Origin of the sequence: uncultured Sphingomonas sp. (genome assembly GCF_964250165.1) — a bacterium.
GTDB lineage: Bacteria > Pseudomonadota > Alphaproteobacteria > Sphingomonadales > Sphingomonadaceae > Sphingomonas.
This window is the reverse complement of record NZ_CAXUEK010000012.1, coordinates 36,455-54,099: the sequence shown is the minus strand read 5'-3', so window position 1 is coordinate 54,099 and position 17,645 is coordinate 36,455. Positions and strand designations below refer to the sequence as shown.

Here is a 17,645-nt window from a genome sequence, read left to right as displayed (position 1 = left end):
GACGCGCTCGTCACCGCCGCCGCCAAGCTGCCGCGCATCGCGATCGAGGCGCCGGCCGGCAACAAGGGCGTGATCGGCACCAACACGGTCGATCAGATGCAGATCGGCATCTTCTGGGGCTATATCGCGCTGGTCGAGGGGCTGGTCACGCGGCTGAAGCAGGAAGTCGGGCGGCCGACCAAGGTGATCGCGACCGGCGGCCTGGCCTCGCTGCTCACCGCGCACACGCAGGTGTTCGACGCGATCGAGCCGGACCTGACGATCCAGGGGCTGGCGATGTTGTGGGAGCGCGCCCATATAGCGCGGTGAGTTTATCGCCGGCATCGGTCCGGCCCGCGCGCCCTGGAGCGCGCTTTCACGATTAGGATAGTGAGTGACCCCCAAGAACGAACTGCTTTTCTGTGCGCTCGGCGGCTCGGGCGAGATCGGCATGAACGTCAATCTCTACGGCACGCATGGCAAATGGCTGATGGTGGATTGCGGCGTGACCTTCGCCGACGCCGGTTATCCCGGCATCGACCTGATCCTGCCCGACCTCCAGTTCATCGAGGAGCGCCGCGACGATCTCACCGGCATCGTCATCACGCACGGGCATGAGGACCATATCGGCGCCTTGCCCTATCTGGCCGAGGATCTGGGCGTGCCGCTCTATGCGACGCCGTTCACGGCCGGGCTGGTGCGCGGCAAGCTGGAAGAGGAGGGCATCGCCCATCGCGTCAAGCTGCGCGTGATCCAGCCCGACGAGCGTTTCGACGTCGGCCCGTTCGGGTGTCGCTTCGTCCCCGTCGCGCACTCGATTCCGGAGGCGAACGCGCTGGTGATCGACACGCCCGAGGGCCGCGTCTTCCACACCGGCGACTGGAAGCTGGACGCCGCGCCGGTGCTCGGCAACCCCGCCAGCGCCGAGGCGCTGAGCGCGATCGGCGCCGCCGGCGTGGACGTGATGGTGTGCGATTCCACCAACGTCTTCAACATCGAGGCGTCCGGCTCGGAGAGCGAAGTGCGGCGCGGGCTGGCCGAGACGGTGGCGGCGGCGCGCGGGCGGGTGCTCGTCACCACCTTCGCCTCCAACGCCGCGCGGCTGCACACGCTGGGCGAGGTGGCGCGCGAGACCGGGCGGCAGCTGTGCGTCACCGGCCGCTCGCTCGACCGCATCATCAAGGTGGCGCGCGCGACCGGTTATCTGACCGACTTCCCCGACGCGATCGATCCCGAGACGGCGATGCGCCTGCCCCGCGATCGCGTGCTGATCGTCGCCACCGGCGGCCAGGGCGAGCCCCGCGCGGCGCTGGCGCGGATCGCGGACGGTTCGCATCAGATCAAGCTCGCCGCGGGCGACGCCGTCATCTTCTCGTCCAAGCAGATCCCCGGCAACGAGGTCGCGATCGGCCGTATCCAGAACATCCTGGCGGGCAAGGGCGTGACGATGATTACCGAGCGCCAGGCGCACGTCCATGTCTCCGGCCATCCCGGCCGGCCCGAGCTGGCCGCCATGTACGGCTGGATCAAACCGAAGCTGCTCGTGCCGGTCCATGGGGAGATGCGGCACCTGCAGGAGCATGCCCGCTTCGCGCAGGCCGAAGGCGTGCCGGCGGCGCTGGTGCAGACCAACGGCGATATCGTCCGGCTGCTGCCCGGACCCGCGGCCAAGGTGGGCAACGCCACGGTCGGTCGGCTGGTGCTCGATGGCGACGTCATCCTGCCCGCCGACGGCGCGACGATGAACGAGCGCCGCAAGATCGCGATCAACGGCCAGGTCTCGGTGGCCGTAGCGCTCGGCAAGGGGGGGCGGCTGCTTGGCCGGCCCGAGGTGCGCGTGCAGGGCCTGCCGGTCGAGGAGGACCGGGCGGACTTCATCGCCGATGCCCGCGACGCGGCGGCCGAGGCGGCGAACGGCGGCAAACGCTCGCTGGACCGCGTGCGTGAGGACGTGCGCCTGGCCGTGCGCCGCATCGCCACGCGCTGGACGGGCAAGAAGCCGATCGTCGACGTGCTGGTGATCGAGGCCTGAGGCGATGCGCTGGACCTCGGCGCTGGCGATCTACATCCTGTTCTGGTCGCTGTCGGTGTTCCTGGTGCTGCCCTTCGGCGTCCGCACCACGCACGAGGCGGGCGGCGACCATGTGGCGGGCACGGCGGAAAGCTCACCGCACGAGTTCCGGCCGGGGCTCATCGCCCGGCGCGTGACGATCGTGGCGACGGTGCTGTTCGTGCTGTTCCAGCTCAACTATCGCTACGAGTGGATCACCGCCCAGACGCTGACCTTCTTCAACCTGCAGGAAGCGCCGGCGCTGCGGTGATCCCTCTCCCCTGCAGGGGAGAGGGTGGCCGAGCCGCAGGCGAGGTCGGGTGAGGGGACGACGGACAACGCCCGGAACGTCGTCCAGACCCTCACCCTGGCGCGCGAGCGCGCCTGTCCCTCTCCCCTTCAGGGAGAGGGAGGAGCTATCGGAGCCGCTCGATCGCCTGGGCCAGCGCGACGTAGAGCTTGCCCATGTCGCTCGACAGCAGCGTCACGCCCAGCGGCGATCCGTCCCGCTGCGCGAGCACGCCGCGCAGCATCGATTCGAAATCGTGGATGTAGCGGTTGACCTGCTCGCGGAAGCCCGCGTCGTCGTCGTAGAGCCGCGCGATCTCCCGCGCCTCGCCGGCGTCGAGCAGCCGCACCGCGCGGCGGGTGAAGACGCCGCGGTCGCCCTTCAGATAGGCGCCCCAGGCGCTGTCCGCCACCTCCGGCGCGAGGATGCGGGTGATGTCGATCGCCGCCGAATTGAGCGCCTCGATCAGCAACGACGTGCGCCGCGCGAGCGTGTCGCGGTCGCCCTCCTCGCGTTCGGCCCGCACGTCCTCCATCCGTGTCTCCAGGATCGCGCTCTGGTCGGCGATCAGCTGGACCTGCTGGGCGAGCCGTTCGGTCGCGCGGGTCGAGGCATCGACGGCGGCGGCGGTGGCGTCGGTGACGGCGGCGATCTGGCGCTCCACCGTGTCGCCGGCGGCCCGGCGCAGCGCGGCGGCGCTCGCCTCCTCCAGCCGGGCGGCGGCTTCGGGGATCACCGTCGCCAGCGTCTCGCGCGCCTTGTCGGCGGCCGCCTGGGCGGTGTCGCGGACGCGGAGCAGCGCATCGAGCAGACGCGGCGCCGCCTCTTCGGCGAAGCGGTTCGCCTGGCCGACCGTGTCGGTGACCATGGTGCCGAGCGCGTCGGCCTTGGCGCGCCCGTCCGTCAGCGTCTGCAGCAGCGTGCCGGCGAGCTGGTCGACGACGCGGCGCTGCTCGGCGATGACGCCGGCGACGGCCTCGATCGCGTCGTGCGTGCTTTCGGCGGCGGTGACGAGCGCGAGCAGCTCGGGCTTGGCGGCGACCACCACCGCCTTGCTCTGGCCGATCCGCTGGTCGAGCCGGGCGAGCGCGTCGGGCAACGTCTCGTCGATCTCGCGCGCGGCCGAATCGAGCGCGATCAGCAGGGATTCGGTAGTGCCGATCGTGCGCGTCGCCAGCGCCTCGCCGGCCCGCAGCGATTCGGTCATCGCGTCGGCCGAGCCGCCGAGCGCGCTGATCGAGGCGGCGAGCAGCTGCGATTTCTCGACGCCTTGCCGATGCAGCGCCGCCAATTGCCCGTCGACGCGCTCCAGCCCGCCTGCCAGCCCGCCGACCAGCATGTCGCCGGCCGTGCGCTGCGCCTCCAGCCGTTCGGCCACGCGCCCGATCGCGGTCTCGACCGCGGCGATCCGCTCGGCCAGCGCGTCCGCGGAGCCGCGCGCGGCGGTGTCGAGCGCCGCCTGGTGCGCGCCGACCATCGCCAGCATCGCATCACCCTGCGCGGCGATGCCCTGGCGGGACTGGTCGACGGCGGCGGCGGTGCGATCGAGCAGCGCATCCACCGCGGTCGCCATCTCCGCGGTGACGCCCTCCAGCCGCTGCGCCGCCGCCTCCCCGGTGCCCGCCATGCGGGTGAGGTGCGCCGACAGCTTCTGCGCCGCGCCGCCCGCGATCTCGTCCGCCGCGCGCCCGCGCTCGGCCAGCGCGCGGAGCTGCGCGTCGAGGCCGGCGGCATGTTCGGCGGCCGACATCCCGGCGCGATCGATCAGCTGCGCCGCCGCCTCTACGTCGCTGCGGGCGCGTGGCAGGCTGGCGAGCAGCACGCCGACGCTGGCCTGCGCGCCGGCCGCCGCCTCGGCCAGGCTGGCGGCATGGGCGTCCGCGCGCTCCACTTCGCCCGCGACGCCGCGCGCGACGGCGCCCAACCGATCGGCCGCCGCATCCCCGCGGGCGAGCAGGTCGGCGACCTGCGCCGCCAGCGCCGCGCGTTCGGCGGCCATGGTCGCGCCCATTCGCGCGACCGCCTGCTCCAGGCTCGCCGCCTCGGCACGCATCGCCGCCGCCGTCGCGCCGAACCGCCGCGCCTCGGCGCGGCTGGTCCTGAGCGCCAGCAGCCACAGCACGCCGATCAGCGTCGGCACGATCGCCGCCGCACCCGCGAGCTCCGCCAGCTCCACCGGGGGCAGGACGGACAGCGTGTCCTGCGTGAACCAGGCGATGCCGCCGATCCAGCCCAGCGTCGCCACGATCGCCGCCGCCGCGGCCAGCCGGCGCCAGACCGGGTTCGCGGGCCGCTCGTCTTCCGCGGGGAGCGACGACGCCTCCGCCGGGACAGGCGACCAGCGCCCGTTGGCCATCTCCGCGACAGGCACGCGTCCTGCCTCCGCGCGCAAGTCCAGCACCGTCGAGCCCCCGTCCATTCGCGGCAGGTTATCATCTTTCGCGCGCCGGCAAAGCCGTATCGGCAACCTCTTGGTAAGCATGGCGGACTACACCTGCGGCCATGGCATATGACCCCGGAGCGATCGAAGCGACCCTGGCGGCGGCAGTGGGCGACGACCCCGGGCTGATCGCCGAGCTGCGCATCGCGCTGGTCGACAGCGCCGAGCGGGCGCTGGCGCAGATGGAGGCGGCCACCACCGGCGATGCCTGGAGCGAGGCGGCCTGGCGGTTGAAGGGCCTGGCCGCGAGCTTCGGCGCGGTGCGGCTGATGACGCTGGCGACCGAGGCGGCCGCGGCGGCGCGGCCCGATGCGGTGCTGCTCGGTCGCATCAAGCGGGTCGTTTCCCGCCTCTGATCGTGGCGCAGGGGTGACGGGCGCGGCCGCACCCCCTAACAACCGACGGGATGCTCGTCGGTCTCCTCTTCGCCATCCGTGAGACCCGGGACCGGCCCGAGCGCCTCACCGCGACCCTGCCGTTCGGCGGCGTCACCCTCATCGAATACCAGGCGCGGCTGCTGGCGGCGGCGGGCTGCGGGCAGATCGTCGTGCTGGTGGCGCGGCTGACGCCCGAGCTGCTCGGCGCCGTCGCGCGGATCGGCCGGCGCGGCGTCACCGTGGACGCCGTCCGCCATGCCGGCGAAGCGGCGGAGAAACTGCATCCGCTCGCGCGCCTGCTGGTGCTGGCGGACGGGCTCATCACCACCGAGCGGGTGGTGGCGACGTTGGCGGGCGAAGGCGGCGACGCGCTGCTGGTCACGCCGCAGGCGGACGCGGGCGGCCGCTTCGAGCGGGTCGGCGGGGCGATGGCCTGGGCCGGCGTGGCGCGGCTCGATCCGCGCCGGATCGCGGAGGTCGCGCGGCTGCCGCGCGACTATGACGTGCAGTCGACGCTGCTGCGGACGGCGGAGCAGGCCCGCGCCGTCCATCTCCTGCTGCCGCCCGACGCCATCGCCCACGGTCACGGCATCGAGCATGACGGGGCGGCGCTGGCGGCGCGGGGGCGCGTGGCGCTCGCCGCCCTCGTCTCGGACCGGCGCGGCTGGTTCGACCGGCTGCTGGTCGCCCCGCTGGCGCGCGCGGCGCTGCCGCCGATGGTGGCGCGACGCTGGCCCGGCGCGGCGGTAAGCGCGGGCGGCGCGGCGCTGGGAATGGCCGGCGCGGCCGCGATCGCGGCGGGGTGGGACCGGACGGGCCTGCTGCTCGCCAGCCTGGCCTGCCTGGTGCTGGCGGTCGGCGCGACGCTGAGCGGGGTGCGCGACGAGCCGCTCGCCGAGCGTGCGGGGCTGGCGGCGGGGCTGGCCGTGCCGGCGCTTGCCGTGCTGGTGCTCGGCGCGGCGGCGAGCGGCCGGTCGGGAGACCTCCTCGCGCTGGTGCTCGCCCTCGGGCTGGTCGCGCTCGCCGCGCTCGCCGAGCGGGCCGGGCCGGAGCGGGTGCGGCGGAACTGGTGGGGCAGCGCGCCGGCCTATCTGCTGGTCGTGGCGCTGGCGACGCTGGCCGGATGGCCGCGCGCCGGCCTGGCGATCGCCGCCGCCTATGCCGCGCTCACCCTCACCGCCGCGATCGAGCGGCTGCGCCGTCAGGCTTAGCGGCGCTTTAACGACGTTACCCGTAGGACATCGCGATGGCCGCCTGCCCCGACCCCGCCTCGCCCAGCGCCGCCGAGCGCGCCGCGGCCGCGCGGGCGCGGGCCGGCCGGCGGCTCGCGGGCGCGATCACCGACCTCTTCCTCGGCGACGATGCGCGGCTCGACGAGCGGACCCGGCTCGCCCTGGCCGCGCGGCTGGCGGAGACGGTGGGCGGGATCGAGACCGAGCTGCGCCGCCAGGCCGCCAGGCTGCTCGCCGCGCGCGGCGCGGCGCCGCTGGCGGAACGCCTGCTTGCCGGGGACGGCAGCACGGCGATGGAGCGGCTGGCGCGGGCCGGACTGCTGCAGGACGAGGCGCTGATCGACGAGCTGATCGCGCAGGTTCGCCACGACCAGCTCGCGGCGGCGTTGCGGAGCGGCGAGGGACCGGAGGCGACCAGCCTGCTGGTGCGGCTGGCGGGCGTGCCCGATCGCGTCGTCGCGACCGCCGCGCGGGCGCTGCTGGTCGCCGACAGCCGCGACGGTCCGTCGCTGCCCGTGGAGTTGCAGCACCGGCTGATCTGGTGGGTAGCCGCCGCGATCCGCCCCGCGCGCGCCGAGCCGGACGCCGATCGCGCCATCGCCGAGGCCGCGACGCGCAGCCTTTCCGGGCACGACGAAGGCGAGCGCACCGGCGCCGTCGCGATGCGCCTCGCCGCCGCGATCGACGCGCGCGCCGATGAGGTCGCGCCGCTGCTCGTCGAAGTCCTCGGCGACCGGCGGCTGTCGTTGTTCACCGCCGTGCTCGCGCACGCCGTTGGCCTCGATTTCGATCAGGCGCGCGCCCTGGTGCTGGAACCGGAAGGCGAGCGGCTGTGGCTGGCGTTGCGTGTCCTCCAGCTCGACCGGCCGACGATCGCGCGGATCGCGCTGGCGCTGGCGGATGCCGATCCGCGGCGCGACATCGAAGCGTTCGCCGACCGGCTCGATGCGGTCGCCGCGGTCGATCCGGCCGAGGCGCGCCTGGCGCTGGCGCCGGAAACGCTGGACCGGGATTTCCGCGCGGCGATCGCCGCGCTGGCGCGTTCGGGGCGGCGATGAACGTCTGGGAACCCGATGCCGGTCAGACGGTCGCGCATGCCGTCATCGACGGCGACGGTCGGCTGCTGTCGGCGGAGCCGGCGCTCGAGGCGCTGAACGCGCGCGCCGGCGGCGCGACGGGGGACCCGCTCGCCGTGCCGCAGCTCGCCACGGCGGCGCGGCTGGCGCGACGGCTCGGCATCGTCGTGTCGCGTCCCGTGACGGTCGCCGACGAAGAGGCGGACGTGGAGCTGTGGGTGCGCGCCCAGCCGGACGGCACGCAGGTGCGACTGGCGGTGAGCGGGTGGCGCGAGGCGCCGGCATGGCGTCCCGCGCCGCCCCCCGCCGGCGAGCCCGACGCCGATTGGCGGTGGGAAACCGATGCGGCGCTGCGCCTCACCTTTCTGTCGCTCGACGGGGCCGCGCGGGCGGGCGTGGACCCCTTCGGTCTGCTCGGGGCGCCGCTGACGCAGCTGTTCGCGCTCGACCACGACGATGCGGGCGCGCTGCCGATCCTCGATGCACTCGCCCGCCGTCGCGGTTTCGCCGACCAGCGGGCGCAGGTCCGGGCGACCCGGCGGGCCGTGATCCTCTCGGCGGAAGTGCGCCGGACGGACGTCGGAGACTTCGCCGGGCTGACGGGATGCGCCCGCTCCGTCGACCCGCCGGCCGCGGCGAGCGATCAACCCGCGCTTCCGCCCAGCTTCACCGGCGGGCTGGACCGCGCGCTGCGGCGGCCGCTGGCGCGCATCGTCGCCAACGCGGACAGCATCCACGCCCAGGCGGACGGGCCGATCGCGCCGGACTACGCCGACTACGCCGCCGACATCGCCAATGCCGGGCGCCATCTGCTGGAGCTGGTCGACGATCTGGTCGATCTGCAGGCGATCGAGCGGCCCGATTTCCGGCTGACGGCCGCGCCGATCGATCTGGCCGACGTCGCCCGGCGCGCGGCGGGGCTGCTCGGCGTGCGTGCGAGCCAGGCCGAAGTCACGATCGAGCGGCCCGCGCCCGAGATCGCCTGCCCCGCGCGGGGCGATTTCCGCCGGGCGTTGCAGATCGCGGTCAACCTCACCGGCAACGCGCTGCGCTATTCGCCCAAGGGCGAGGTGGTGACGCTCGCGACCGGGACGGTGGACGGCCGCGCCGTCCTGACCGTCGCCGATCGCGGCAAGGGCGTCGCGCCGGCCGATCAGGCCCGCATCTTCGACAAGTTCGAGCGCGTCGACCCGGGCGAGGTGGGCGGCAACGGACTCGGCCTCTATATCTCGCGCCGCCTGGCGCGCGCGATGGCGGGCGACCTGACGGTGGAGAGCGCACCCGGGGCAGGCGCACGGTTCACGCTGACGCTGCCGGCGGAGTAGCCTGCTGGTTCTACGTAGCCCGTCATCCCAGCGAGGGCGGGGTCCATGGGTTCCCGCCTGCGGGGGAAGGACGATCCGGCAGATCGAGCGCCTAGCCGCGGATGTGGAGCACGCAGATCAGCGTGAACAGCCGCCGCGCGGTGTCGAAATCCACGTCGATCTTGCCCTCCAGCCGCTCCCGGAGCAGCGCCGCGCCCTCGTTGTGGACGCCGCGCCTGGCCATGTCGACCGTCTCGATCTGCTGCGGCGTCGCGCTGCGGATCGCCTGGTAATAGCTGTCGCAGATGGCGAAATAGTCGCGGATCGGGCGGCGGAAGCGGCCCAGCGCCAGGATCAGCGTCTCCAGCGGGGTGTCGTCCTCGCGCTTGATGCCGATCACCAGGCGGCCTTCCTCGACCGACAGCGCGACGCGGTAGGGGCCGGCATAGCCGTCGGCGTGGTGGCGCTGCGGCGCGAAATGGTTGCCCTCGATCAGGTCGAAGATCGCGATCCGCCGTTCCTGGTCGACATCGGCGGAGCGCCACAGGATGGTCCGGTCGTCGAGCTGGACGTCGATGATGCGCGGATCGGCCACCGCCGCCTGCGTAGCGGCGGCATGGAGGGCTGTCACTTATCCCCGGCATCCCGTCGCAGCCGGCTTGAGCGGTCGACGGGCGGACGGCATGGACCGGCGATGGCCACCCTCGCATTCCCGACGCCCCCGCCCGCTCCCGCCCCCGACGCGCAGCAGCTGCCGCGCAACGTCGAGGCGGAGGCGGCGATGCTGGGCGCGATGATGATCGACAACCGGCTGGCCGACGATCTGCTCGACCGGCTGGAGCCCGCGCATTTCTACGAGCCGCTGCACGGCCGTGTCTTCGCCGCGATCCGGACGCTGCGCTCGAACGACATGCTGGCCACCCCCGTCACGCTGCGGCCGATGTTCGATGCGGACGAGGGGATGAAGGAGCTGGGCGGCCCGGCCTATCTCGCCGGCCTGACCGGCTCGGGCGCCGGGCTGATCGGCGCGCGCCAGTTCGCCCAGCAGATCTACGACCTGGCCATGCTCCGCGCGCTGGTGTCCGTCGGCCGGACGCTGGTCGATCGGGCGATGGACACCAGCGAGGAGGTCAACCCGCGCGCCCAGATCGAGGCGGCGGAGGAGGAGCTGTACAAGGTCGCGGCGGACGGCGGCGCGGAATCGAGCGTCAAGACCTTCGCCCAGGCGACGACCGCCGCGGTCAAGATGGCGGAACGTGCGCTCAACTCGGGCGGCGGCGTGTCCGGCATCACCACCGGCTTCGACACGATCAACGCCAAGATCGGCGGCATGCACCATTCGGACCTGATGATCCTCGCCGGTCGTCCCGGCATGGGCAAGACGTCGCTCGCCACCAACATCGCCTTCAATTCCGCCCGCCGCTGGATGCGCGACATGGCGGACGGGATCGCGCCCACCGACTCGGTGGGCGCCAAGGTCGCGTTCTTCAGCCTGGAAATGTCCGCCGACCAGCTCGCGACGCGCATCCTCTCCGAACAGGCGCGGATCAGTGCGGAGAACCTGCGCATGGGCAAGATCAGCAAGGCGGAGTTCCACCAGCTGGCGGGCGCGGCGGCCGATCTGGAGAACCTGCCGCTGTTCATCGACGACACCGGCGGCCTGTCGATCTCCTCGCTCCATACGCGCGTCCGCCGGCTGCAGCGGCGGCACAACAACGAGATCGGCCTGGTGGTGGTCGATTATCTCCAGCTGCTGACCGGTTCGAGTTCGCGGGGCAACGAGAACCGGGTGCAGGAGATCAGCGAGATCAGCCGCGGGCTGAAGACGCTCGCCAAGGACCTGAACGTGCCGGTACTGGCGCTGTCGCAGCTCAGCCGGGCGGTGGAGCAGCGCGAGGACAAGCGGCCGCAGCTCAGCGACCTGCGCGAGTCGGGCTCGATCGAGCAGGACGCGGACATGGTCTGGTTCGTCTACCGCGAGGATTATTACGTCGCCGCCAAGGAGCCCAAGCGGCCGGTGGAGGGCGACGACGCGCGCGCGTTCGACGACCATGCGCGCTGGGCGGCCGACATGGAGCGTGTCTATGGCCTGGCGGAACTCATCATCGCCAAGCAGCGCCACGGCGCGACGGGCAAGGTGACGCTGAAGTTCGATCCGACCGTCACGCGCTTCAGCGACTATGCGGGCTACTGAGGTCGAGGCCGGCGCGCGCTATCTCGGCCGGTAGGCGATCGACGCCTTGCCCGAGGCGCGGATCGGCAGGAACAGGCCCTGGCCGACCACCTCCAGCCGCCCGGTCTCGACCTTGTCGACCTGCGCCGACAGCAGGAAATCGCCTTCGCGCTTCGCGGCGATCGCGTCCTTCGCCTTGCCGAGCACGCGATTGTAGTCGGGCGCGAAATCATGCGTCAGGCCCTGCGCGATGCTCTCGCGCACGCTGCCGTCGCTGAACAGCCGCACCAGCAGGTTCACGGTGGCGCTGTCGGTGTCGCTGGCCAGCACCACGTCGCGCGCCGAGATGACCTGCGAGTTGGCCTGGTTGACGGGCAGCGCCGTCAGCCAGATGCGGCCCCTGGTCGTCAGTACCGAGCTGCTCCGGGCCTTGGCCTTGGCCTCGATCCCGACCGCCAGTCGCCCGTCGGTCGTCGGGTAGATCGTCACGTCGCCGAACTCGGCGTCGACGGGGCCGATCCCGGTCAGCGTGATGCCCCTGGCGGCGCGCTTGCGCAGCGTGCGCTGCACCACCGGCTCCAGCTGTCGGTAATCCGCCACGACGGGGACGAAGAAGCGCAGGCCACGCGTCGCCGGCACCGGGGAGGGCGGCGGCAGCCGCGTCGGCGTCGGATCGGCCGGGCGCGGGCCGACGAAGGTCTCGGTCAGCGCCTCCGCCGCCAGGGTCAGCTGCAGCGTCGGCCCGACCACGCGATAGCCGCCGAACCCGAGCCGGCGCGGCGTCACCCGCATCCAGGCGGGCGGGTTCTCGCGGTTCAGGCTGATGACGGTGAAGCCCTGCCGCCACACGTCGGCGAGCCGCGCGCGCAGGCGCAGCTTGGCGAGCTCGCGCGGCAAGCTCTGCTCCAGCTTGGCGACGATCGGCTTCAGTCGCTCGTCCGCCCGGTCGGCGAATTCGATGCGGCGGCCCAGGAAATCGATGCCGGGCGGGTTCTTCCAGTCATAGGCGATCGTCACCTTCGCGGTCGGCCGCCAATCGCCCGCGATCGACAGCCGCGCCGTCGCCTGCACCACGGCGTCGCCCGTGGCGGTCTTGGAGGCGATGCCGCCGACCTTGCGCGCGGCGATCGCCGCGTGGATCGGCATCGCGATCAGCAGGCGATCACCGCGCCCGGACAGGCGGATGCGGCCGCGCGTCACCTGGCCCACCACCTGGCAGCCGAGCCTGGGCAGGATCTTCAGCTTGCCGATCCCGAGATTGACGCGCTGCGCCGGCACGCACTGATCGACATGCCGGTCGATGGACCACAGGCGCTGCGGTGCCTCGCGATTGAGCGCCGCCGCCAGCTCGGCCAGCGGCACCGAGGCCGGGACGACGATGGTCGAGGTCTCCGCCGGCAGCGCGGCCGGCGCGGCGACGCGCGGCGGCGCCGGGACATGCGTGGTGCGGCTGCAGCCGGCGAGAAGAAGCAGGGCAACGAGGCTGCGGCGCATGGGCACCTCCTATACGGCAGCCTGTCTTTCGCTCCGCTTACTCAGCCGCGGCGCAGTTTCCAGACCGGTGCCGCCGCGTCGGCAGCGGGCTGATACTCCTCGTGGTAACGGTCCAGCGCCTGGGCGAACGCCGTCGGATCGATCGGCGCTTCGGGCGCGAAGCTGTCGAAGCCGCACCGGCGCATGAAGCGAAGCTGATCGACCAGCACGTCGCCCGCCGCGCGGAGCTCGCCGGTGTAGCCCGCCTCGCGCAGGATACGCGCGGAGGAATAGCCGCGGCCGTCGCGGAAGCTTGGGAAGCCGATCTCCACCAGCTGGAGGCGCGCGAGATGCGGCAGCAGCGCACGCGCATCGTCCCCCGCCTCGAGCCGCACCGCGGTCGCGTCCGTCTGGCCGGCCAGGAAGGCGTCCAGCGTCACCGCCGGCTCGTCATGCGTCGGGTCGGCGCGGAAGCGCAGCTGCGGCTCGGCGCTGCCTCCGATGTCCGTCTGATCGGGGTCCTCGCCCTCAGCCATAGATCGCCGCCTTGAACGGGTCGAAGCCGACCCGGCGATAGGTGTCGAGGAAGCGCTCGTCCTTCTCCCGCAGGGCCAGATACTTGTCGGTCACTCTTTCGATCGCGTCGACGATCCCGTCCTCGTCGAAACCGGGACCGGTGATCTTGGCGAGCGACACATCCTCCGCCCCCGAGCCGCCGAGCAGCAGCTGGTAATTCTCCGTGCCTTTCCGGTCCACGCCGAGGATGCCGATATGGCCGGCATGGTGGTGGCCGCAGGCGTTGATGCAGCCGCTGATCTTGAGCTTCAGCTCGCCCAGCTCGCGCTGCCGGCCGCGATCGGCGAAGCGCGTCGCGATCTTCTGCGCGACCGGGATCGAGCGGGCATTGGCGAGGCTGCAATAATCGAGGCCCGGGCAGGCGATGATGTCGGTGATGAGGTCCAGGTTCGGCTCCGCCAGCCCTGCCGCGGCGAGCGCGCGCCAGACCTCGGGCAGGTCGGCGGCGCGGACGTGCGGCAGCACGATGTTCTGCGCGTGGGTGACGCGCAGCTCGTCGAAGCTGAGGCGCTCGGCGAGATCGGCCATCACCTCGATCTGCTCGGCCGACGCGTCGCCCGGAATGCCACCCGCCGGTTTCAGGCTGATCGTGACGATCGCGTAGCCGGGCTGCTGGTGCGGGCGCACGTTCTGGGCGCGCCAGGCCATGAAGTCGGGGTCGCTGGTGTCCGGCTCGGCGGGCGCGTCCCGCTCGAACGGCGGCGGTGCGAACAGCGCGGTGATCCGCTCCAGCTCGGCCGCCGGCGGGTCGATGCCGAGCGCCTTCACCGCCGCGAACTCCTCGTCGACCTGGCGGCGATACTCGTCCGCGCCGATCTCGTGGATCAGGATCTTGATCCGCGCCTTGTAGATGTTGTCGCGCCGCCCGTAGCAATTGTAGACGCGCAGGCACGCTTCGAGATAGCTCAGCAGATCGGCCGCGGCCACGAAGCCGTTGATCTCCGGCGCGATCATCGGCGTCCGCCCCATGCCGCCGCCGACGAACACGCGCGCGCCGAGCTCGCCGCCCGCCTCCGCGGGGGCGGGCTTGCGCCGGACGAGCTGGAGGCCGATGTCGTGCAGCCGCATCGCGGCGCGGTCCTCGTCCGAGGCGATCACCGCGATCTTGAACTTGCGCGGCAGGAAGCTGAACTCGGGGTGGAAGGTGCTCCACTGGCGGATCAGCTCCGCCCAGGGCCGCGGGTCCGCCACCTCGTCCGCCGCCGCGCCGGCGAACTGGTCGGAGCTGATGTTGCGGATGCAGTTGCCGCTGGTCTGGATGGCATGCATCTCCACCGTCGCCAGATCGGCAAGGATGTCAGGCGCTTGCTCCAGCTTGATCCAGTTGTACTGGATGTTCTGCCGCGTCGTGAAATGCCCGTAGCCGCGATCGTAGGTGCGCGCGATGTGCGCGAGCATCCGCATCTGACGGCTGTCGAGCGTGCCGTAGGGAATGGCGACGCGCAGCATATAGGCGTGGAGCTGCAGGTAGAGGCCGTTCATCAGCCGCAACGGCTTGAACTGATCCTCCGTCAGGTGCCCGGCGAGGCGACGTGCGACCTGATCGCGGAACTCGTCCACCCGGGCGTCCACGATCGCCTGGTCGTATTCGTCGTAGCGGTACATCAGATCACCCAGCTTCCTGCATTCGGATCGGCGGGCTTGAGGGTCAGGTCGAGGCGGACCGTGGGGCCGAGCGCGCGGATGCGGTCCTTGATATGGGCGGGGCGCGGCCCCGCCGGCGTATCGGTGGCGTCGATCAGATAGGGGCCGGTGACGCGCCGCGCCCCCTCCTCCGCCAGCGCCAGCGCGTCGCCCCCCGCGCCGACGTCAGCGGCGTCCTCGACATGGCGCGACCAGCCCGTGCCGGTCCACCAGATCACGTCGCCCGAGGGAAGATCGTTGCCGGTGAGCAGCTTCACGCCGCCGCGCCTTCGGCGACCCGCGCCCAGCGTGCGAGCCGATCCTGCGCGTCCGACAGCTCCACCACCTCGCCGACGACGATCACCGCGGGGCTGCACACGTCCTCGCGCGCGACCATCGGGCCGAGATCGGCGAGCAGCGTCTTCAGCGCCCGCGCGCCGGGGCAGGTGCCGCGCTCCAGCACCGCGACCGGCATGTCGGGCGCGACCCCGTCGGACATCAGCTTGTCGGCGATCGCGCTCGCGGTCGCGACGCCCATGTAGATCACCAGCGTGCGGCCCTGGCCCGCCAGCCCGGACCAGTCCTGCTCGGACAGGCCCTTGCATTGCCCCGCCACGAAGCTGACCGCCGAACTGTGATCGCGATGGGTGAGCGGCAGCATCGCCTCCGCCGCGCAGCCGAGTGCGGCCGAGACGCCGGGGATGACGTCAACGGGCAGGCCGGCGGCGCGCACCGCCTCCACCTCCTCGCCGCCGCGGCCGAAGATGAACGGGTCGCCACCCTTCAGCCGCACCACGATCGCGCCGGTCTTCACATGCGCGACGATCAGCGCGTTGATCGCCTCCTGCGGCAGCGTATGCCGTGCGCGGGACTTGGCGACGGAGATGCGCTGCGCGGACGCAGGGGCGATCGCCAGGACACGCGGGTCGATCAGCCCGTCATGCACCACCACGTCGGCCGTCCCGAGCGCCTCCACCGCACGGACCGTGAGCAGGCCGGGATCGCCCGGCCCGGCGCCGACGAGAACGACGCGGCCGCGCGCGGCGGGATCGAGAAGGGTAGGCATCAGCCATTCCTGCGCCCCGCCCGCACGGGAGGCAAGCGCCCGCTGCTTCGGCAAAGCGAAGATCAGCTTGCACCTTCGTCACAAAAGTGAAACACCCTCGTCATCGAACTGTAACATGTGCCAGGAGGGTGGAATGACGAAGCTGATCGGATTGGTCGCGGCGGCGGCGTTGGTGGCGATCGCCGGGCCGGCGGGCGCGCAGGGGTTCAACGGCGCGGCGAAGATCGCGCGCGGCGATTATGCCGCCGCGGAGCGGGATCTGGTGGCGCAGCGCGCGCTCTACCCGGACAATGTCGACCTGCAGCTCAATCTGGCGGCGGTCTACGCCAATACCGGCCGGCCGGCGCAGGCGCGCGCGCTGTACCAGCAGGTCGCGACTCAGCCGGACGAGGACGTCGTGACGCAGGGCGGCGAATCGATCTCGGCTCATGCGCTGGCGATCAAGGGCATGGCGCGCGTGCCGGCAGTGGTCGCGGCGCGCTGACCGCCGCGCCCGGCGTCAGGCGTCGCGCAGGCCGATGCCGATCGTGGCGCGCGGCTGCTCGGCTTCGTTGCTGACGACCGGATAGGCGCAGTAATCGGCGGCGTAGAAGGCGCTCGGGCGGTGGTTGCCCGACCAGCCGACGCCGCCGAACGGCGCGTTCGACGGTGCGCCGTTGGTCGGCCGGTTCCAGTTGATGACCCCTGCGCGCAAGCCTGCCCAGAAACGGTCGTAGGACTGAGGCGTCTGGCTGAGGAGCGACGCCGACAAGCCGTAGCGGGTCGCGTTCGCCTCCGCGATGGCGGCCTCGAAGTCGGGCACGCGGATCACCTGCAGCACCGGGCCGAACAGCTCGACGTCGGGCCGGTCGGCGACGGCGGTGACATCGATGATCGCGGGCGACAGATAGGGCCGCTCGGGATCGCGCCGTTCCAGATGGCGCACGACGCGGCCGCCCCGCATCAGCAGCGCCAGGAAGCTCGCCGCCAGCTGGTCGGCGGCGACGTTGTCGATCACCGGGCCCATGAAGGGCTGCGGCTCGGCATGCGGATGGTCGACCACCAGCCGGGCCGCGAGTGCGGCGACCGCCTCGATCACCGCCGCATGGCGCCCTTCCTCGACGATCAGCCGCCGCGCGGCGGTGCAGCGCTGGCCGGCGGTGGCGAACGCCGACTGGACGACGATAGTGGCCGCGGCCTGCACGTCGGGCACGTCCCAGACGACGATCGGATTGTTGCCGCCCAACTCCAGCGCGAGGATCTTCTCGGGCGTGCTCGCGAACTGGCGATTGAGCGCGAGCCCGGTGCGCGCCGAGCCGGTGAACAACAGCCCGTCGATCTGGGGGTGCCCGGCGAGCGCCTTGCCCTCGTCCGGCCCCCCGATCACCAGCCGGATGCACTCCGCCGGCACGCCCGCCTTGCGGTAGCAATCGACGAGGAACGCGCCGACCGCGGGCGTCTTCTCCGACGGCTTGAACACCACCGCATTGCCGGCGATCAGCGCCGGGACGATGTGGCCGTTGGGCAGGTGCGCGGGAAAGTTGAACGGGCCGAGCACCGCCAGCACCCCGTGCGGCTTGTGCCGGACGGCGACGCGCGCACCCATCGGCGCGTCCATCCGGCGCTGCGCGCTGCGTTCGGCATAGGCGGCGACGGAGATATCGACCTTGCCGATGACGGCGTCGACCTCGGTGCGCGCCTCCCATAACGGCTTGCCCGTCTCGCGCGCGATCAGGTCGGCGAAGGGATCGGCGCGCTGGCGCACGACATTGGCGAACCGGCGCAGCGTCTCCACCCGGAAGGTGAGCGGCCGGGCCGCCCACGCTCCCCAGCCAGCGACGGCCGCGGCGATCTCGGCGTTCACCTCGGTGACCTCGCCCTCCCAGAGCAGCGCGCCGGTGGCGGGTTCGTGGGAGGTGAGGGTGGGCATAGGGCCGTATCGCGTGACGGGCGAATGGGGGCAAGTGCTCCTCCACCGCGATCAGCGGGCGAGGCGGACCGCCGCGAA

17 protein-coding genes (1 of these 17 cut by a window edge) are annotated in these 17,645 nt (G+C 72.5%); 9 read left to right on the top strand and 8 right to left on the bottom strand.

Features of this window, described 5'->3' with window-relative positions:
• The 3 genes from ACFE64_RS04385 to ACFE64_RS04375 all read left to right on the top strand — a co-directional run.
• On the top strand, nucleotides 1-309 hold the 3' end of the coding sequence (locus ACFE64_RS04385) for a type III pantothenate kinase (protein WP_375391238.1). Its footprint begins 513 nt before the window's first position; the window shows 309 of its 822 coding nt (coding positions 514-822); its start codon lies off the left edge, out of view; it ends in the stop codon at nucleotides 307-309.
• 64 nt (nucleotides 310-373) lie between these two features.
• Nucleotides 374-2,011 carry a ribonuclease J gene (locus ACFE64_RS04380; RefSeq protein WP_375391237.1) on the top strand — a complete coding sequence of 546 codons (1,638 nt, stop codon included), beginning with the start codon at nucleotides 374-376 and terminating at the stop codon, nucleotides 2,009-2,011.
• Between the two features lie 4 nt (nucleotides 2,012-2,015).
• On the top strand, nucleotides 2,016-2,300 hold the full coding sequence (locus tag ACFE64_RS04375; RefSeq protein ID WP_375391236.1) for a DUF1467 family protein: 285 nt from the start codon (nucleotides 2,016-2,018) through the stop codon (nucleotides 2,298-2,300).
• 145 nt (nucleotides 2,301-2,445) lie between these two features.
• Here ACFE64_RS04375 and ACFE64_RS04370 read toward each other — a convergent pair whose 3' ends face one another.
• Nucleotides 2,446-4,737: a hypothetical protein gene (locus ACFE64_RS04370; RefSeq protein WP_375391235.1), complete on the bottom strand. Its 2,292-nt coding sequence runs from the start codon at nucleotides 4,735-4,737 to the stop codon at nucleotides 2,446-2,448.
• 83 nt (nucleotides 4,738-4,820) lie between these two features.
• On the opposite strand from ACFE64_RS04370, the gene ACFE64_RS04365 reads away from it, so the two are divergent.
• From ACFE64_RS04365 to ACFE64_RS04350, 4 genes are read left to right on the top strand one after another with little or no spacing between them, the layout of a single operon-like run.
• On the top strand, nucleotides 4,821-5,114 hold the full coding sequence (locus ACFE64_RS04365; protein ID WP_375391234.1) for an Hpt domain-containing protein: 294 nt from the start codon (nucleotides 4,821-4,823) through the stop codon (nucleotides 5,112-5,114).
• A gap of 50 nt (nucleotides 5,115-5,164) precedes the next feature.
• A complete protein-coding gene (locus ACFE64_RS04360; RefSeq protein ID WP_375391233.1) occupies nucleotides 5,165-6,346 on the top strand; it encodes a hypothetical protein in 1,182 nt (393 codons plus the stop codon).
• Between the two features lie 35 nt (nucleotides 6,347-6,381).
• A complete protein-coding gene (locus tag ACFE64_RS04355; protein ID WP_375391232.1) occupies nucleotides 6,382-7,425 on the top strand; it encodes a DUF2336 domain-containing protein in 1,044 nt (347 codons plus the stop codon).
• A complete protein-coding gene (locus ACFE64_RS04350; RefSeq protein WP_375391231.1) occupies nucleotides 7,422-8,768 on the top strand; it encodes a sensor histidine kinase in 1,347 nt (448 codons plus the stop codon). Before ACFE64_RS04355 ends, ACFE64_RS04350 begins: the two co-directional genes overlap by 4 nt.
• A gap of 91 nt (nucleotides 8,769-8,859) precedes the next feature.
• Here the strand turns inward: ACFE64_RS04350 and ACFE64_RS04345 are convergent, their stop codons facing one another.
• The gene (locus ACFE64_RS04345) at nucleotides 8,860-9,342 is read right to left on the bottom strand and encodes a UPF0262 family protein (protein ID WP_375391241.1); all 483 of its coding nucleotides are present in this window, start codon (nucleotides 9,340-9,342) and stop codon (nucleotides 8,860-8,862) included.
• A 99-nt stretch (nucleotides 9,343-9,441) separates the two neighbouring features.
• Here ACFE64_RS04345 and ACFE64_RS04340 point away from each other — a divergent pair, with 99 nt between their 5' ends.
• Nucleotides 9,442-10,941 carry a replicative DNA helicase gene (locus tag ACFE64_RS04340; protein ID WP_375391230.1) on the top strand — a complete coding sequence of 500 codons (1,500 nt, stop codon included), beginning with the start codon at nucleotides 9,442-9,444 and terminating at the stop codon, nucleotides 10,939-10,941.
• A gap of 18 nt (nucleotides 10,942-10,959) precedes the next feature.
• Here the strand turns inward: ACFE64_RS04340 and ACFE64_RS04335 are convergent, their stop codons facing one another.
• From ACFE64_RS04335 to cobA, 5 genes are read right to left on the bottom strand one after another with little or no spacing between them, the layout of a single operon-like run.
• The gene (locus ACFE64_RS04335; RefSeq protein ID WP_375391229.1) at nucleotides 10,960-12,414 is read right to left on the bottom strand and encodes a DUF4403 family protein; all 1,455 of its coding nucleotides are present in this window, start codon (nucleotides 12,412-12,414) and stop codon (nucleotides 10,960-10,962) included.
• Between the two features lie 41 nt (nucleotides 12,415-12,455).
• Nucleotides 12,456-12,929, bottom strand: coding sequence for a DUF934 domain-containing protein (locus ACFE64_RS04330; RefSeq protein WP_375391228.1), 474 nt, complete (start codon nucleotides 12,927-12,929; stop codon nucleotides 12,456-12,458).
• Complete coding sequence (locus ACFE64_RS04325) at nucleotides 12,922-14,574, bottom strand: nitrite/sulfite reductase (RefSeq protein ID WP_375391227.1); 1,653 nt, start codon at nucleotides 14,572-14,574, stop codon at nucleotides 12,922-12,924. Before ACFE64_RS04325 ends, ACFE64_RS04330 begins: the two co-directional genes overlap by 8 nt.
• A complete protein-coding gene (locus ACFE64_RS04320; RefSeq protein WP_375391226.1) occupies nucleotides 14,574-14,870 on the bottom strand; it encodes a DUF2849 domain-containing protein in 297 nt (98 codons plus the stop codon). Before ACFE64_RS04320 ends, ACFE64_RS04325 begins: the two co-directional genes overlap by 1 nt.
• Nucleotides 14,867-15,658 (bottom strand): uroporphyrinogen-III C-methyltransferase, encoded by a 792-nt coding sequence (cobA, locus tag ACFE64_RS04315; RefSeq protein WP_375391225.1) that lies wholly within the window; start codon nucleotides 15,656-15,658, stop codon nucleotides 14,867-14,869. The genes ACFE64_RS04320 and cobA overlap by 4 nt, the downstream gene beginning before the upstream one ends.
• 133 nt (nucleotides 15,659-15,791) lie before the next feature.
• Here cobA and ACFE64_RS04310 point away from each other — a divergent pair, with 133 nt between their 5' ends.
• Complete coding sequence (locus ACFE64_RS04310; protein WP_375391224.1) at nucleotides 15,792-16,142, top strand: tetratricopeptide repeat protein; 351 nt, start codon at nucleotides 15,792-15,794, stop codon at nucleotides 16,140-16,142.
• Nucleotides 16,143-16,157: 15 nt separating this feature from the next.
• On the opposite strand, the gene astD is transcribed toward ACFE64_RS04310, so the two are convergent.
• The gene (gene astD / locus ACFE64_RS04305) at nucleotides 16,158-17,567 is read right to left on the bottom strand and encodes a succinylglutamate-semialdehyde dehydrogenase (protein WP_375391223.1); all 1,410 of its coding nucleotides are present in this window, start codon (nucleotides 17,565-17,567) and stop codon (nucleotides 16,158-16,160) included.
• Between the last annotated feature and the right edge of the window lie 78 nt (nucleotides 17,568-17,645).

Excerpts from the sequence above, each read along its gene's own strand:
- astD (WP_375391223.1), bottom strand. The coding sequence starts at position 17,567 with ATGCCCACCCTCACCTCCCACGAACCCGCCACCGGCGCGCTGCTCTGG.
- ACFE64_RS04355 (WP_375391232.1), top strand. The coding sequence starts at position 6,382 with ATGGCCGCCTGCCCCGACCCCGCCTCGCCCAGCGCCGCCGAGCGCGCC.
- ACFE64_RS04360 (WP_375391233.1), top strand. The coding sequence starts at position 5,165 with ATGCTCGTCGGTCTCCTCTTCGCCATCCGTGAGACCCGGGACCGGCCC.
- ACFE64_RS04330 (WP_375391228.1), bottom strand. The coding sequence starts at position 12,929 with ATGGCTGAGGGCGAGGACCCCGATCAGACGGACATCGGAGGCAGCGCC.
- ACFE64_RS04325 (WP_375391227.1), bottom strand. The coding sequence starts at position 14,574 with ATGTACCGCTACGACGAATACGACCAGGCGATCGTGGACGCCCGGGTG.
- ACFE64_RS04340 (WP_375391230.1), top strand. The coding sequence starts at position 9,442 with ATGGCCACCCTCGCATTCCCGACGCCCCCGCCCGCTCCCGCCCCCGAC.
- ACFE64_RS04310 (WP_375391224.1), top strand. The coding sequence starts at position 15,792 with ATGACGAAGCTGATCGGATTGGTCGCGGCGGCGGCGTTGGTGGCGATC.
- cobA (WP_375391225.1), bottom strand. The coding sequence starts at position 15,658 with ATGCCTACCCTTCTCGATCCCGCCGCGCGCGGCCGCGTCGTTCTCGTC.
- ACFE64_RS04375 (WP_375391236.1), top strand. The coding sequence starts at position 2,016 with ATGCGCTGGACCTCGGCGCTGGCGATCTACATCCTGTTCTGGTCGCTG.
- ACFE64_RS04350 (WP_375391231.1), top strand. The coding sequence starts at position 7,422 with ATGAACGTCTGGGAACCCGATGCCGGTCAGACGGTCGCGCATGCCGTC.
- ACFE64_RS04365 (WP_375391234.1), top strand. The coding sequence starts at position 4,821 with ATGGCATATGACCCCGGAGCGATCGAAGCGACCCTGGCGGCGGCAGTG.
- ACFE64_RS04370 (WP_375391235.1), bottom strand. The coding sequence starts at position 4,737 with ATGGACGGGGGCTCGACGGTGCTGGACTTGCGCGCGGAGGCAGGACGC.
- ACFE64_RS04335 (WP_375391229.1), bottom strand. The coding sequence starts at position 12,414 with ATGCGCCGCAGCCTCGTTGCCCTGCTTCTTCTCGCCGGCTGCAGCCGC.